13 protein-coding genes are annotated in these 15826 nt (G+C 42.2%); 1 reads left to right on the forward strand and 12 read right to left on the reverse strand.

The genetic code is table 11. The annotated features are described in order from the left end of the window. Nucleotides 1–105: 105 nt before the first annotated feature. The 3 genes from icd to ACFX4L_RS02255 form a co-directional block, all read right to left on the reverse strand. Nucleotides 106–1422, reverse strand: a complete 1317-nt coding sequence (gene icd, locus ACFX4L_RS02245; RefSeq protein WP_284470036.1) for an NADP-dependent isocitrate dehydrogenase — start codon at nt 1420–1422, stop codon at nt 106–108. Between the two features lie 93 nt (nt 1423–1515). Continuing rightward, nucleotides 1516–2631: a citrate synthase gene (citZ, locus tag ACFX4L_RS02250; protein WP_061464357.1), complete on the reverse strand. Its 1116-nt coding sequence runs from the start codon at nt 2629–2631 to the stop codon at nt 1516–1518. Nucleotides 2632–3172: 541 nt separating this feature from the next. Continuing rightward, nucleotides 3173–3634, reverse strand: coding sequence for a DUF441 domain-containing protein (locus ACFX4L_RS02255; RefSeq protein WP_089361733.1), 462 nt, complete (start codon nt 3632–3634; stop codon nt 3173–3175). Nucleotides 3635–3828: 194 nt separating this feature from the next. Here ACFX4L_RS02255 and ytvI point away from each other — a divergent pair, with 194 nt between their 5' ends. Next, complete coding sequence (ytvI, locus tag ACFX4L_RS02260; RefSeq protein ID WP_089361734.1) at nt 3829–4956, forward strand: sporulation integral membrane protein YtvI; 1128 nt, start codon at nt 3829–3831, stop codon at nt 4954–4956. Between the two features lie 92 nt (nt 4957–5048). Here the strand turns inward: ytvI and aceA are convergent, their stop codons facing one another. The 9 genes from aceA to ystJ all read right to left on the reverse strand — a co-directional run bounded on the left by aceA (nt 5049) and on the right by ystJ (nt 15781). Continuing rightward, nucleotides 5049–6332, reverse strand: a complete 1284-nt coding sequence (aceA, locus tag ACFX4L_RS02265; RefSeq protein WP_061464360.1) for an isocitrate lyase — start codon at nt 6330–6332, stop codon at nt 5049–5051. Between the two features lie 38 nt (nt 6333–6370). Further along, nucleotides 6371–7963, reverse strand: coding sequence for a malate synthase A (gene aceB, locus ACFX4L_RS02270; protein ID WP_377381282.1), 1593 nt, complete (start codon nt 7961–7963; stop codon nt 6371–6373). A gap of 400 nt (nt 7964–8363) precedes the next feature. Then, nucleotides 8364–8756 carry an FxsA family protein gene (locus ACFX4L_RS02275; RefSeq protein ID WP_089361736.1) on the reverse strand — a complete coding sequence of 131 codons (393 nt, stop codon included), beginning with the start codon at nt 8754–8756 and terminating at the stop codon, nt 8364–8366. Between the two features lie 81 nt (nt 8757–8837). Then, complete coding sequence (gene pyk / locus ACFX4L_RS02280; RefSeq protein ID WP_377381286.1) at nt 8838–10598, reverse strand: pyruvate kinase; 1761 nt, start codon at nt 10596–10598, stop codon at nt 8838–8840. 118 nt (nt 10599–10716) lie between these two features. Next, entirely contained in the window at nt 10717–11676 is a 960-nt protein-coding gene (gene pfkA / locus ACFX4L_RS02285; protein WP_061464364.1) for a 6-phosphofructokinase, read from the reverse strand. A gap of 279 nt (nt 11677–11955) precedes the next feature. After that, the gene (gene accA / locus ACFX4L_RS02290; RefSeq protein ID WP_061464365.1) at nt 11956–12954 is read right to left on the reverse strand and encodes an acetyl-CoA carboxylase carboxyl transferase subunit alpha; all 999 of its coding nucleotides are present in this window, start codon (nt 12952–12954) and stop codon (nt 11956–11958) included. Beyond that, nucleotides 12951–13814, reverse strand: a complete 864-nt coding sequence (gene accD, locus ACFX4L_RS02295; RefSeq protein WP_061464366.1) for an acetyl-CoA carboxylase, carboxyltransferase subunit beta — start codon at nt 13812–13814, stop codon at nt 12951–12953. Before accD ends, accA begins: the two co-directional genes overlap by 4 nt. Before the next feature lie 90 nt (nt 13815–13904). Further along, the gene (locus tag ACFX4L_RS02300) at nt 13905–14534 is read right to left on the reverse strand and encodes a FadR/GntR family transcriptional regulator (RefSeq protein ID WP_089361739.1); all 630 of its coding nucleotides are present in this window, start codon (nt 14532–14534) and stop codon (nt 13905–13907) included. 5 nt (nt 14535–14539) lie between these two features. Beyond that, nucleotides 14540–15781 (reverse strand): NADP-dependent malic enzyme, encoded by a 1242-nt coding sequence (gene ystJ, locus ACFX4L_RS02305; RefSeq protein WP_284470031.1) that lies wholly within the window; start codon nt 15779–15781, stop codon nt 14540–14542. Nucleotides 15782–15826: the final 45 nt, after the last annotated feature.

Consider the following 15826-nt stretch of genomic DNA (forward strand, 5'->3'; position numbering starts at 1 on the left):
TATGTGAATATTTTGGAATACTTTTAACATTTTCATGCACATATATATATAAAGCTCCCTGGAAAAGAAGCCCATTAAGGTACTTTTCCAGAAAGCATTTATAAATTATTTAAGGTTTTTGATAAGCTCATCAGCGAACTCAGAACATTTAACTTCTGTTGCGCCTTCCATTAGGCGGGCAAAATCGTATGTAACGACTTTAGAAGCAATTGTTTGTTCCACTGATTTTGTGATGCTGTCTGCAGCTTCGTTCCATCCAAGGTGTTCAAGTAAAAGAACGCCTGAAAGAAGTACTGAAGATGGGTTAACTTTATCAAGACCAGCATATTTAGGAGCCGTTCCGTGAGTTGCTTCGAAAATGGCATGTCCAGTTTCGTAGTTGATGTTTGCTCCTGGAGCGATACCGATTCCGCCAACTTGTGCAGCTAATGCATCAGAAATGTAATCTCCGTTCAAGTTCATTGTTGCAACAACATCAAACTCTTTAGGACGAGTCAGGATTTGTTGTAAGAAGATATCAGCAATGGAATCTTTAACGATGATTTTGCCTTCAGCTTCAGCAGCAGATTGTGCTTTGTTAGCAGCTTCAGTGCCTTCAGCATCTTTAATTTTGTCATATTGGTTCCATGTGAACACTTTATCGGCGAATTCTTGTTCTGCAACTTCATAACCCCAAGTTTTAAATGCGCCTTCCGTGAATTTCATGATGTTACCTTTATGAACAAGCGTTAATGATTTACGGCCTTCTTTGATCGCATAGTTAAGTGCAGAGCGAACAAGACGTTTTGTTCCTTCTTCAGAAATCGGTTTAATTCCGATACCTGAAGTTTCAGGGAAACGAATGTTTTTAACACCGAATTCATTTTGTAGGAATTCGATTAATTTCTTAGCTTCGTCAGAACCTTTTGCATATTCGATACCAGCATAGATGTCTTCAGTGTTTTCACGGAAGATGACCATGTCAGTGTCTTCCGGACGTTTAACTGGTGAAGGCACACCATCAAAGTAACGTACTGGACGAAGACATACGAATAAGTCCAATACTTGACGCAATGCAACGTTCAATGAGCGGATACCGCCACCGATTGGAGTTGTAAGAGGTCCTTTAATAGCGATTAGATATTCGTTAATGACATCAAGAGTTTCTTGTGGAAGCCATTCGCCTGTTTGGTCAAATGCTTTTTGTCCAGCTAAAACTTCTTTCCATTCGATTTTCTTTTCGCCGTTGTAAGCTTTTTCAACTGCTGCGTCTAAAACGCGAGAAGCTGCTGCCCAGATATCAGGACCGATTCCGTCTCCCTCAATATAAGGAACGATTGGATTGTTTGGTACGTTAAGAGCACCGTTAGTAACTGTGATTTTTTGGCTTTGTGTCATGTCTCTTACCTCCGATTCAAATTCAAAGGTTAGATGGCCCGGCATTAAACGAGGCAGGACCACTAACCCTTTTTACTCACATCTATTAATTTACTACAAAATCGATGAAATAAAAAATAATTTTTGAAAAACTTTTAATTAGCGTTCTTCAATCGGTACATATTTTTGCATACCTGGTCCAACATACTCTGCACGCGGACGGATCAGGCGGTTGTTTGAATATTGCTCAAGGATATGAGCGATCCAGCCTGAAGCACGGCTTACTGCAAAGATTGGTGTAAATAGGTCATGCTCGATACCTAAACTATGGTATACGGAAGCAGAATAGAAATCTACGTTTGGCGGAAGATTTTTTTGACCAGTTACGATTTCATTAATTTTAATGGACATATCATAATATTGCGGTTGTCCAGTAAGTTCAGTAAGTTTTTGGGACATTTCTTTAAGGTGTTTAGCACGTGGATCACCTTTACGGTACACACGGTGGCCAAAGCCCATGATTTTTTCTTTATTGGCTAATTTTTCATTGATATATGGCTCAACGTTATCAACTGAACCAATTTCAGTAAGCATTTTCATGACTTGTTCGTTAGCTCCGCCGTGAAGTGGGCCTTTTAAAGCGCCGATGGCAGAAGTTACGCCAGAATAGATATCGGATAATGTAGCCACACAAACGCGTGCAGTGAATGTGGAAGCGTTCAATTCATGGTCAGCATGAAGGACCAATGCTTTGTTGAATGCCTCTTCTTCGATTGCCGTTGGTTCATTACCACTTAACATATATAAGAAGTTAGCAGCAAAGCTTAAATCTGTACGTGGTGCAACCGCTTCTTTACCTTGACGGATGCGAGCGAAAGTTGTTACCAATGTAGGGATTTTTGCTTGGATGCGGATTGCTTTACGATAGTTAGCGTCTTCATTCATTACATCCGCTTCTTCATCATAAAGACCAAGAAGAGATACAGCTGTGCGAAGAGCTCCCATTGGATGTACTTTATCGATTGGGTATGTTTTGAAATGATTAACCACTTCTGCTGGAATTGCAGCATTTTCAGCAAGTTGTTTAGTTAATTCCTTTAGTTGGCTTTTGTTTGGAAGAGCTCCGTGCCATAAAAGATAGATTACTTCCTCGAATGTTGCATTTACAGCCAAATCGTCGATGTCATAACCTGAATACGTTAATGTGTCATCGATAATGGAGCTTACTGATGAAGTTGTTGCTACCACACCTTCAAGACCTTTTGTTGCTGTCATACTAAATCTCTCCTTTTCCTAGATATTCCCCTATACCCTTGCTCATTGCGTATAAATATAGCGCTTCCAAGGAAATTAGCTATTCTGAATACAACCATCTATTTTTTAGCAGAAGACATACATCTTGTATTGAAGCGTTCACGGAATATGCCCCCAACAATAGTAAAATGTACGATAATCTTTTATACGAAATTCTAAAAATAATGTTTGTAGCTATTCCTAGTGAGCGCTTGCTCAATAACTACATCTTTTTTTAAGGTTCCTCAAAAATATCAATGATATTCTGAATCCCATTTTTAATAAAACAGAGCAGTTACATGATTATTATAAACAATAAACACTTTTTTGGGAATGAAAAGCACTTAAAATGTGAAAAAATTATTATTTCATTAGAAAAATTAGCAACATATTCACCTGCTTTTTTTTATGCAATCCAACACATTTTTTTTGAAAATTTGTCGCAAAACAGAAGAAATGAAACATTAGATAGAAAATTCCCATTCCCAATGTTGACGAGCTCTTTTATCCTCCGCCACTTGCTTCATTTAAAAAAATTAAAGATCTGCATGCATAAATAAGCAATTCCTGCCCCGATTAACGGACCGACAGCTACACCTTTGAATAATGCGACAGCAAGAATCGTCCCAAAAACAAGAGCCGCAGTAATATGCGGATCATGTGACAGGAGTGTAATCCCATTTTTCGCTATGAGTGCAACCGCTATTCCGGATGCAAGCGCAATCCAGGCATAAGGGGATTTAATGGCGTCCCCAAGTTCCTTGAAACCAATCGCCCCATTCGCTATTGGGATGAGTACGGAAATCGTGATGATAGTAACGCCCAAGTTGATTCCTTTGGCTTCTAAATATGGAAACACTTTAGCGTCAAGGCCAATCAGTTTCATGCTTAAAAGAAAACCCGCAGCCATGATCAGTGACATATTTTTCCCAAACCAACCGATTGCTGCAAGTAAAATTAAAAATACGACAGGACCGTTGATCATTCTCCCTTCACCTTCTTTCTTCTTTTTTGTTATTTTAACATAACAAACTCCTCTCTTTCTTTAGAGGAGACCGATTTATGGAGCTATGTATTTTAACGGGAAAAAGTTAAGCAGAATGACGAAAGAATCTTTCCTTTCTTTTCCATCATCGTTACAATTATAATACAAACTTTATGATAGAAGGAGGATATGTCTTGAATCCAGTATATATGTATCGTTTCATTCGTTCTTTACTGGTCGTCGGAGGAATAATTTTAGGTGGAATTGCCTTGTTTTATTTATCTAAGTATACATACCCATTCATTATTGCCATGATAATCGCTTTCTTGATGAACCCCCTGGTCACTTTTTTCGAAAAGAAAGGAAGACTGCCAAGGGGATTGGCTGTATTCATTTCCCTTTTGCTCATTTTCCTTTTATTTGCGGGTCTAATCACCTTACTGGTCACCGAGATCATTTCAGGGACCAATTACCTTGCCGGAGTCATACCACAACACATTGAAACGATCGTGGACTTTATAGAAACATACATCACTTCAACCGTCATCCCTTTATATAATCAAATAGCTGCCATGTTCAATAATTTGGATATCGAACAGCAAGACACAGTCCTCAAGAATATCCAAAATATCGGTGAATCCATCACTACCGGAGTAAGCGGCTTCATTCAAGCGTTCTTGAAGAACATTCCCACAATTATCGGATGGTTTCCAACTACGGCAACAGCACTCCTTTTTACCCTACTGGGCACTTTCTTCATCAGTAAAGATTGGGATACCTTTGGCCTTGTGACAGGAAAAGTGTTGCCTGATAAGATTTTTTCGGGTGCCAAGCGTTTATTCAGGGACTTAAAACGAGCTTTATTTGGTTTTATCCGTGCACAATTCACTCTTGTTTCATTGACGACTGTCACGATTTTAATCGGCTTTCTCATCTTAAGGGTGAATTATTCAATTACCATTGCCCTGATATGCGGACTGGTCGATATCATTCCCTATTTAGGGACAGGGACGATTTTCATTCCTTGGATCATCTTTGAATTCATTGCCGGAAATACAAGTCTTGCAATCGGTTTGTCCGTCCTGTACATAATCGTTGTTGTCCAGCGCCAGTTAATAGAGCCAAAAGTTCTTTCTTCCAGTATTGGTTTGGATCCGCTCGCCACTCTCATCGCCTTGTTCATCGGCTTCAAATTGATCGGTTTCCTTGGGCTGATTGCAGGACCTGTCGTACTTGTCATATTCAATACACTTCAGCGTGCCAATGTCTTTAAGGCCATATGGTCTTTCATCATCGGGCAAGATACAAAGAGAACCACATAAAGTAATCCAGCTTATCTTTATATCTTATAGCATTCTCCCATTCCATATAAAAATCCGCCTCGGGTACGAGGCGGATTTTTGGTTTCAAGCCTTTATTTTGACGTCTCGAATTGTTCTGTTTCAGTAGAACCTGCAAGTGCTGTTGTGGATGATGTTCCACCAGAAACGACTTGTGCCACTTCATCAAAATAACCAGTTCCCACTTCACGTTGATGGCGTGTTGCTGTATAGCCGTCGGGTTCACTGGCGAACTCTGCTTGTTGAAGTTCTGAGTATGCAGCCATACCGCGGTCTTTATAACCAAGAGCAAGATTGAACATGCTATGATTCAATGAGTGGAAGCCAGCAAGGGTAACGAATTGGAACTTATAACCCAATTTACCCAATTCAACTTGGTAGCTGGCAATTTCTTCATCACTTAATTTAGCTTTCCAGTTAAATGATGGGGAGCAATTGTAAGCAAGGAGTTTACCCGGGAACTCTGCATGGATCGCTTCGGCAAAGCGGCGAGCATCCGCTAGATTAGGTTCAGAAGTCTCACACCAGATAAGGTCGGCATACGGTGCATAAGCAAGGCCGCGTGCAATTGCTTGATCAAGGCCCGCGTTGGTGCGGTAGAACCCTTCCGGAGTCCTTTCGCCAGTGATGAAAGGTGCATCGACCGGATCGATATCATCGGTGATCAAGTCTGCAGCATCAGCATCCGTACGGGCAATTAAGATAGTCGGTGTCCCCATTACGTCGGCTGCCAATCGGGCGGAAACCAAATTACGTACTGCCGTTTGGGTTGGCAGAAGAACTTTACCGCCTAGGTGACCACATTTTTTCTCTGAAGAAAGCTGGTCTTCAAAGTGAACGCCTGCCGCTCCAGCTTCGATCATGCCTTTCATTAATTCGAAGACGTTAAGGGAACCGCCAAAGCCGGCTTCAGCATCCGCTACGATTGGAGCGAACCAATCGATATCCTCTTTTCCTTCGGCAAAGCTGATTTGGTCTGCACGCTGAAGTGTCTGATTAATGCGTTTAACCACTTGCGGCACGGAGTTGGCTGGATATAAACTTTGGTCAGGGTACATTTGCCCTGCGATGTTAGCATCTGCCGCAACTTGCCAGCCGCTTAGGTAGATTGCTTTTAAACCAGCTTTCACCTGTTGCATTGCTTGGTTACCAGTCAATGCTCCTAATGCATTGATGAAATCCTCTGTATTTAATAGATTCCATAGTTTCTCAGAACCACGGCGTGCCAGTGTTTGTTCAATATCGATGGAACCTCTTAATTTAATAACTTCGTCCGCCGTATAAGGACGTTTAATCCCAGTCCACCGTGAGTCATTTTCCCAGTTTTGTTGTAATTGTTGCGCTCTTTCATTCATCATTATAGTTTCCTCCTAATTTATATTTAATATTTTTAATATTAAGATAATTGTTCATATGCCGGATTGGTTAAGAAATCTGCAAAGTCATCCGCTTCAATCAATTCTTCGAATAGTTTAGTAGACTCTTCAAACTTTCCTGACTTGAAAGCTTCTTCCCCTACTTCCGATTTAATGACCTCCACTTCTTCCTCTTTAATCTGATGGAATAATTCTTCGGTTATTTTCCTGCCATCTTCGAGGATGCCTTTTGGATGCCGGATCCATTGCCAGACTTGTGCTCTTGAAATTTCAGCCGTTGCTGCATCTTCCATTAAGTTATTAATGGGCGCCGCCCCCCTGCCGCTTAACCAAGAGGCAATATATTGGATGCCGACGTTAATGTTCGTCCGTAATCCTGCCTCCGTGATCGTTCCTTCGGGCACAGCCAGCAACTCTTGCGCTGTTACAAGGACATCTTCTCGTTTTCGGAAAATTTGATTCGGCTTTGGAACAAGCAGGTCAAAAACCTCTTTTGCGATGCTTACCATACCTGGATGGGCAACCCATGTTCCATCATGGCCGTCTCTTGCTTCGCGTTCCTTATCTGCCCGGACTTTCGCAAAAGCCTCATCATTCTTAATCGGGTCATTTTTAACTGGAATTTGCGCTGCCATCCCGCCAATTGCCGGAGCATTACGAGTGTGGCATGTTTTGATTGCCAATAAGGAATACGCTCTCATATTCGGAACGGTCATCGTCACCTGCAGCCGGTCAGGAAAGATAACATCATCCGAGTGACGGAACTTTTTCAGGAAACTGAAGATATAGTCCCAGCGGCCGCAGTTCAGGCCTGCAGAATGTTCTTTAAGCTCGTACAGAATTTCATCCATTTCGAATGCGGCAAGTATCGTTTCAATCAAGACCGTTGCCTTAATGGTTCCTTGCGGTATTCTTAGATCGTTCTGTGCATATACGAATATTTCATTCCATAATCTTGCTTCTAGGTGGCTTTCCATTTTTGGTAAGTAGAAGTATGGACCGCTTTGTTTTTCGACCAATGCTTTTGCGTTGTGGTAAAAGTACAGTCCAAAGTCAAAAATGCTGGCTGATATTGGCTGTCCATCCAAAAGGACATGTTTTTCCTCCAAATGCCAGCCGCGTGGCCTTACCTTTAGGACAGCCCTTTTTTCATTCAATTCATACACTTTGCCATTTGGATTTTTAAATGAAATGGTTCCGCGGATTGCATCGCGCAAATTCAATTGACCATCCACGCAATTCTCCCAAGTGGGTGAGTTGGCGTCTTCAAAATCAGCCATGAATACATTGGCACCTGAGTTCATTGCATTAATGATCATCTTACGATCAACTGGTCCAGTTATTTCAACCCTGCGGTCCTGCAAGTCATTCGGGAGTGGCGCAATCGTCCAATCACTTTCACGAATATGCTTCGTTTCTTCAAGGAAATCAGGCAACTTGCCTTGATTCAGCTCTTCCTGTACGCTTTTGCGCCGTTTCAGAAGTTCCCTCCTTCTTTCACTGAAATGCCGTTCAATTCTTTCGATGAATTGAAGAGCCTCCGTTGTAAGTATTTGTTCATATCCTGGCTTAATGTTGCCCGTAATTTGTAAGCCTTTTGCTTCCGTAATCATGTTGCCTCTCCACATCCTTTCCAACTCTTTAATGTTATAATACAGTTGTTTTATTTCCTGTTTGTATTATATAACACACTGTATAAATTTGTCACCAGTTTTTTCTAAAAAGTTTCCAAAAAAAGAATTTCTCACATGAAAAAACCTGATTTATCCATGTTTTCGCGGGATAATAGTTAAAAAATTCTGTTATTATACATTGCTTCACTTTCTTCCGAATTCTTCATTTAATGGTGAAACAGGCAAAACGGATTACATTTAATCTCCCTATGTTTTTGTCCAATTTTAGTGAAATGCCATAAAGGCTGCCAATGAAAAAAACCCTTGGTTGCTTTTGAAGACTTCTTTTTTCCAGACCAAAAAGGCTGCCTAAAAGCTTGAGCTTTTAGGCAGCCTTATATTATTTATGCCGAATGATGGTGACTTTCCCTTTATTCATCCTGTTCATGATAAACCGGATAACAATCGGTTTGAGGAGATTCCGGGTTGGCGGAAATACAAGGAGCAATCCCATGATATCCGAAATGAACCCAGGGGACAGCAACAGTGCAGCTCCAATAAAGATACAGATTCCATCAATGATTTCATTTCCTGGCATCATTCCGTAACGAATCTGTTCCTGTGCCCTTTTCCATGTTTCCATCCCTTGCCGTTTAGCCAAATAGGCTCCGATTAAACCTGTGGCTACAATCAGGAACACAGTTGGCCAAAAACCAATCATATTGCCTGACAGCAATAGGACAATGATTTCAATGACCGGCATCGCAATGATAAACAATAAAAAATATTTCATCTACATTCCTCCTGCACAGCCCATTTCTGGTGCGGTACATCCATCTTACCTCATTGGCACGGAATCAGCCAAAATTTCGTTTTACAAAACGTTGGCATGTCCATCATAAATGACTCCACGGCCTGCATCGACCGTTATTCTTTGCCCATCCGTGAAAACTTTGGTCGCGTTTTCCGCCCCAACGATGACCGGAATGCCCAATGTGACCCCTACAACAGCTGCATGGCTTGTCAAACCGCCTTCTTCCGTTATCAATGCTGCACACTTTTCAATCGCTGGCATCATATCGCGGTCAGAACCAATTGTAACAAGTACAGAGCCTTCCGTCACTTTTTCCAAAGCTTCCTTGGCATTCTTAGCTACAACCACTTCACCTTTCGCAGATTTCCTGCCGATTCCTTGAGCCTTCAAAAGAACCTCCCCTAACACATGAATTTTCATCAAGTTAGTCGTACCTGTTTCACCAACTGGCACACCGGCTGTTATGACGACTAAATCCCCATGGGACACTAAGCCGGAATGCAAGCTTTCATCAATAGCAGTTTGAAGCATCTCATCGGTAGTCGTCGCCTTGGGACCGATCTGTGGGTAGACTCCCCAAGCCAGTGCAAGCCGTCTTGAAACATGATCATTGGAGGTAACGGCAATGATCGGTGCTTTAGGGCGGTATTTAGAAATCATCCTTGCCGTATGGCCACTTTCGGTAGGGGTGATGATTGCTCCGGCATTAAGATTAAGCGCCGTGTGGGCAACGGACTGACCAATTGCATCCGTGACATTATGACGGTTCACTTTGCTTCTGACTGATAATATATCCCGATAATCAAGGGCAGTTTCTGCACGTGAAGCAATGTTATGCATCGTTTGAACAGCCTCGACAGGGTAGGTTCCAGCAGCCGTTTCACCAGAAAGCATGATGGCATCCGTTCCATCAAATATGGCATTGGCTACGTCACTTGCTTCTGCACGGGTCGGCCTTGGGTTACGCTGCATCGAATCGAGCATTTGTGTAGCCGTTATGACCGGTTTCCCGGCATTGTTACATTTTTTGATCATTTGTTTTTGGACTAATGGCACTTCTTCTGCAGGAATTTCCACTCCCAGGTCGCCACGGGCTACCATCAAACCATCTGAAACTTCCAAGATTTCATCAAGCCGGTCTACACCCTCTTGATTTTCAATTTTAGGGATGATTTGAATATGCTCAGCTCCATTCTGCTGCAATAATTCACGCACTTCAAGTACATCGGAAGCCCTGCGTACAAATGAGGCAGCAACAAAGTCGATACCTTGTTCGATTCCAAAAAGGATATCCTGTTCATCTTTCTCCGTTATGCCAGGCAGGTTAACCGAAACACCTGGAACATTCACGCCTTTTTTGTTCTTAAGTGTACCGCTATTCAATATTTTGGTACTGATTTCTTTTCTTACCTCATCTATTTTCAACACTTCAAGACCGATCAATCCATCATCCAAAAGGATTTTAGATCCTGGATGGACATCATGCAGAAGCCCTTCATAGGTAATGGAGAATTTTTCAGGTGTTCCCAGGACTTCATTCATGGAAATAATGACATCATTGCCGGCTACCAGCTCTATGGAGTCATTTTCCATATTATTTGTCCGTATTTCAGGTCCTTTTGTATCCAGCAGGATAGCAACCTGTTTACCCGCTTTTTCACCCGCTTCCCTGATATTGCGGATTCTAGCGGCATGTTCTTCATGATTTCCATGTGAAAAGTTAAGCCGAGCTACATTCATCCCCGCTTCTATTAATTGAACCAGCTTTTCTATACTTTCACTTGCGGGGCCAATCGTACAAACAATCTTGGTTTTTCGCATGTGTCATCCTCCTTTAAGGAAAAATCGCCGCCTGCCCACCTTTTAAATGACAGGGGGCGTAGTGTTATAAGTCTCTTCTTTTAAATACCTGCAATTATTATCATTGATCAATACTGATTTAAATGGATAACTCAGAAGATAAATCATACATTTTCTTGTCAATTGTATGCGGTTTAGCAAGGGCTTCGATGATATCATAATCAACTAGTCGATTTTGTTCTATTCCAACAGCCCTGCCCCCTTTGCCTTCAAGAAGCAATTCAACAGCTTTGGCTCCAAGCCGACTTGCCAATACACGGTCATTTGCCGAAGGAGATCCTCCGCGCTGGACATGGCCGAGAACCGTTACACGGGTTTCAAATCCTGCTTTCGCCTCAATTTTCCTCGAAATATCAACAGCACTTCCAACACCTTCAGCTACAATGATGATACTATGCTTTTTCCCACGGTCATGTCCGCGGTTCAGCTTCCCAATCAGATCTTCCATATCATATTCGCATTCAGGACAAAGGATCGTTTCCGCTCCGCCAGCCAGGCCGGCCCAAAGCGCGATATCGCCGGCATTTCTTCCCATTACTTCAACCACATAAGTCCTTTCATGAGAAGTTGCCGTATCCCGAATCTTATCGATAGCGTCGATTACTGTATTCAGGGCTGTATCGAAACCAATCGTAAAGTCCGTACCCGGTATGTCATTATCAATCGTTCCAGGAACTCCGATACAAGGGAAGCCCCTTTCAGTCAAAGCTTTCGCTCCGCGGTAAGAACCATCGCCACCTATTATGACAATGCCCTCGATGCCAAGTTTATTCAGTTGTTCAATCGCTTTCAGCTGGCCTTCCTCTGTCTTAAATTCCGGACAGCGAGCCGTATGTAACATTGTGCCGCCTCGATGAATGATATCCCCGACCGACCCAAGCTCAAGTTTCCTTATATTCCCATTTATAAGGCCCTGATATCCATAATAAATCCCGAAGACCTCCATTTCATGAAAAATTGCTTTACGGACAACCGCCCGGACTGCCGCATTCATGCCTGGAGAATCTCCTCCACTAGTCAATACACCAATTCTTTTCATAAATGTCACCTCTCTACAGCACTAATCAATTTTAAGCTCATTATATCATTGTACCCTTTTTCAAGCTTCAATAAGCAGTATCTGTTACACTTATGCTCACCTGATGTAATAAGCCTAACCGATTCTCTACAGAAATTGAAGTAAAATGGTGTAAAAGTTTACATACTATACACAAACCATATTCTTTACAGGTTTCGGTAATGAATACATATGCACACCATTAAAGGCTGAAAAAACGTGTTGCCCTTGGCAGCACGTTTTTCCTTTTTGCAAAATGTATTATGAATGCTGTTCAACTTCCTTAGGTTTCCCCTCAGATTGTTTTTCAAATTCATATTCACCGATTTTCTTGAATTTCATGTAACGCTGGTTAATAAGGTCATCACTATTCAATGGCAGAAGTTCATTGAATGAACGTTTCAGGATTTCCTTGATGGCTTCTGCCTGTAAATTTGCATCCCGGTGGGCGCCGCCTCTCACTTCAGGAATGATCTCATCGATGACTCCTAAACGGTTTAAGTCGGGAGCAGTGATTTGCATCGATTCCGCAGCCCTCTTAGCCTGAGAAGCATCCTTCCACAGCAATGCCGCAGCCCCTTCAGGAGAAATTACCGAATATGTTGAATTCTCAAGCATGAAAATTCGGTCTCCAACACCAAGTGCCAATGCACCGCCGCTTCCACCTTCACCAATGACAATGCTGATGACCGGCACCTTAAGCCCTGCCATTTCAAAAAGGTTTTTCGCAATGGCTTCACTTTGTCCGCGCTCTTCAGCAGCTTTGCCCGGGAAAGCTCCCTTCGTATCAATGAAACAAATAATCGGACGATTGAATTTTTCCGCCTGTTTCATCAGACGCAAAGCTTTTCGATAGCCTTCCGGATGGGGCATGCCAAAGTTACGGCGGATGTTTTCCTTCGTATCCTTACCTCTTTGATGTCCAATGACAGTCACGGCAAGTCCATCAAACTCTGCGATTCCAGCCACAATCGCTTCATCATCCCCATAATAACGATCTCCATGAAACTCTATGAAGTCATTGAATAATCTCGGAATGTAATCAAGCGTCGTCGGACGGGCTGGATGACGGGCAATCTGAACGCGATCCCACGGTTTTAAATGGTTATAAATATCCACTTCCAGCTTCTCTAGGCGCTTTTCCAACGTTTCGATTTCTACTGTAAGGTCTACGTCAGCATCCTTCGTAATCGCCTTTAGCTCTTTAATCTTATTTCTCAGGTCCGTAACGGGACGCTCGAACTCTAATTCGTAAATCATAACCATTCACCACCCGGGGCATGAATTTTAAGGATCGTCGTCAAAGTTTCTTTCATTTCAGTACGTTTGACAACCGCATCCAATTGGCCGTGCTTCATCAAGAATTCAGATGTTTGGAAGTCTTCTGGAAGCTCTTCATGAATCGTCTGTTCAATGATTCTTCGTCCCGCAAAACCAATAAGTGCTCCAGGTTCGGCTAGATTAATATCACCAAGTGACGCGAAACTTGCCGAAACCCCACCTGTGGTAGGATGGGTCATCATTGATATGATCAGCCCGCCTTCATTGCTGAACATCTTGAGTGCAGCACTCGTCTTTGCCATCTGCATCAAGCTTAAAACACCCTCCTGCATCCGAGCGCCGCCTGATGCCGTAAAAATGATAAACGGAATCTTCAATTCACCTGCACGTTCAATGGCACGGGTGATTTTTTCACCAACAACGGAGCCCATGCTTCCCATCCGGAAATTGGAATCCATGATGGCTGTTGATACTTGGTACCCATTGATGCTCCCTACTCCTGTAACAACGGCCTCATTAATCTTGGCCTTCTTTTTGTCCTTTTCCAATTTATCCAAGTAATCCGGAAATCCAAGTGGGTTAACTGAAATCATTTCTTTATCAAATTCATTAAAACTGCCGGCGTCGAATAAACATTCGATACGCTCATGGGAAGACATCGAATGATGGAACCCGCAATGCAGACAGACTTTATTGTTTTTCACTAATTCTTTTGTATACATGATTTTTTTACAGCCGGGGCATTTTGTCATAATTCCTTCTGGTACATCTTGTTTCTCCCGATCTAAAGGAACCGTTGCATATTTCTTCTTAGACTTCGCAAATAGCTCTTTAAGCAAGCTTAATCCTCCCTTTACCACCAATTATCTATTATTTGATACTTGGTACAAACTATATCAGAAATTAAAGTAGTATCGTGTAAAAAGGTGTCACTCGTCCTTCGACATATTTCTAATTCTAATAAGATACGTTTCGATGGCTTTTTCTTCATCCCGTTCGAGTAAATATGTAAGAAGTGCCAGATAATCTTCTTTTTTCACATTACCCTGTACCATCTCTGATGTTCTAGCATAGCTGTTGACAATGCGCCAAATTCGTTCCATCAATCGATTGCGATTCAATATGGCAATTCTTAAGAAGAAATCATCATCATGAAACTCATCCGTCTTGACCCAGACCATTAATCGTTTGATATCCTCAGCTGTAGCGAAAAAGGCGACAATCCGTAAACAGTCAATTTCAATCAGCCTTTTCGTCTCAGCCAAATCTTCTTGTACTTTTTTATCTTGCAAAAAAAAGGTTCCCAGAAGCTCGACTAGCTTATGCTCCTGGAAATCCCTGATAAACGTTCCTTCACCACGCCTTGTTTCTATTAATCCTAATAGCTCTAAGGCACGCAATGCTTCCCGTACAGAGGAACGACCAACATTAAAACGATCCGATAACTCCCGTTCTGATGGGATTTTATCTCCCGGCAGGAGGCTTTCCGCTTCAATCATGCTACGTAGGCTCTCAACGACATCGAGATAAATTTTGGATGAAGAAGTCCGACCTGCCAAATTAATTATTCCTCACTTTTTCCAATGATCGCTAATTTCCTTGTTTTTTCTTTAATTGCCTCGGGATCCATATTAATTCTAGCCACTCCCGTTTCCATCGCTGCCTTGGCAACAGCAGCCGCAACTGCAGGCGCTACCCTCTCATCAAAAGGAGCAGGGATAACGTAGTCTTCGTTCAACTCATGTTCCTCAATTAAACTGGCAATGGCCTCTACAGCAGCAACCTTCATTTTTTCATTGATATGAGTCGCACGTACATCCAATGCACCACGGAAAATTCCCGGGAATGCAAGGACATTATTGACCTGATTCGGGAAATCCGAACGGCCCGTTCCAACAACCTTGGCACCCGCTGCTTTCGCATCCTCCGGCATGATTTCCGGATTTGGATTAGCCATCGCGAAAATGATCGCATCCTTATTCATTAATGAAACCATTTCTTTGGTTAACGCACCTGCGGCAGAAACGCCTACAAATACATCAGCGTCTTGAATGACCGCTTCCAAAGGTCCTGAAATCTTATTACGATTGGTCACTTTCGCCACTTGTTCTTTTATATCATTCATGCCTGACGAACGGCCCTCATAAATGGCGCCCTTCGTGTCACACATAATAATGTCACGTACTCCGTAGCTATAAAGCAATTTAATGATAGCAATACCCGCAGCCCCGGCTCCATTCGCTACCACTTTAATTTCTGAGATTGATTTATTCACAAGTCGCAAGGCATTTACAAGACCTGCAACAGTTACAATGGCCGTACCGTGCTGATCATCATGAAAAACAGGGATATTCATTTCTTTCTTAAGTCGTTCTTCAATTTCAAAACAATTTGGTGCGGCAATGTCCTCTAAGTTAACTCCTCCGAATGTCGGTTCGAGTAATTTAACTGTCTCTACAATTTTATCCACATCCGTCGTTTTTAAACAGATTGGAAAAGAGTCCACTCCAGCGAAACTTTTAAATAAAACGGCTTTTCCTTCCATAACCGGCAAAGCAGCTTCAGGGCCGATGTTTCCAAGTCCCAACACAGCCGTTCCATCAGAAATAACAGCAACAGTGTTCCCTTTCATTGTATAGTCATAAACGGTTTCTGGCTTATCGTATATTTCTTTACATGGTTCTGCGACACCAGGAGAATAAGCAAGACTTAAATCTTCTGCATTCCTAACCGGTACTTTTGAAACTGTTTCTAATTTCCCTTGATTCATGCGATGCATATGTAAAGCTTCTTCTCTTAATGACATATTTTCACTCCTAAAACATATTGGGTAACCCATATCATATATGCT

The sequence above is a fragment of the Peribacillus sp. YIM B13482 genome, assembly GCF_042787975.1.
GTDB classification, from domain to species: Bacteria; Bacillota; Bacilli; order Bacillales; family DSM-1321; genus Peribacillus; species Peribacillus simplex_A.

Bases quoted from the DNA above. Each gene is read 5' to 3' on its own strand.
- icd (WP_284470036.1), bottom strand. From the start codon at position 1,422: ATGCCGGGCCATCTAACCTTTGAATTTGAATCGGAGGTAAGAGACATG.
- citZ (WP_061464357.1), bottom strand. From the start codon at position 2,631: ATGACAGCAACAAAAGGTCTTGAAGGTGTGGTAGCAACAACTTCATCA.
- ACFX4L_RS02255 (WP_089361733.1), bottom strand. From the start codon at position 3,634: ATGATCAACGGTCCTGTCGTATTTTTAATTTTACTTGCAGCAATCGGT.
- aceA (WP_061464360.1), bottom strand. From the start codon at position 6,332: ATGATGAATGAAAGAGCGCAACAATTACAACAAAACTGGGAAAATGAC.
- aceB (WP_377381282.1), bottom strand. From the start codon at position 7,963: ATGATTACGGAAGCAAAAGGCTTACAAATTACGGGCAACATTAAGCCA.
- ACFX4L_RS02275 (WP_089361736.1), bottom strand. From the start codon at position 8,756: ATGAAATATTTTTTATTGTTTATCATTGCGATGCCGGTCATTGAAATC.
- pyk (WP_377381286.1), bottom strand. From the start codon at position 10,598: ATGCGAAAAACCAAGATTGTTTGTACGATTGGCCCCGCAAGTGAAAGT.
- pfkA (WP_061464364.1), bottom strand. From the start codon at position 11,676: ATGAAAAGAATTGGTGTATTGACTAGTGGAGGAGATTCTCCAGGCATG.
- accA (WP_061464365.1), bottom strand. From the start codon at position 12,954: ATGATTTACGAATTAGAGTTCGAGCGTCCCGTTACGGACCTGAGAAAT.
- ystJ (WP_284470031.1), bottom strand. From the start codon at position 15,781: ATGTCATTAAGAGAAGAAGCTTTACATATGCATCGCATGAATCAAGGG.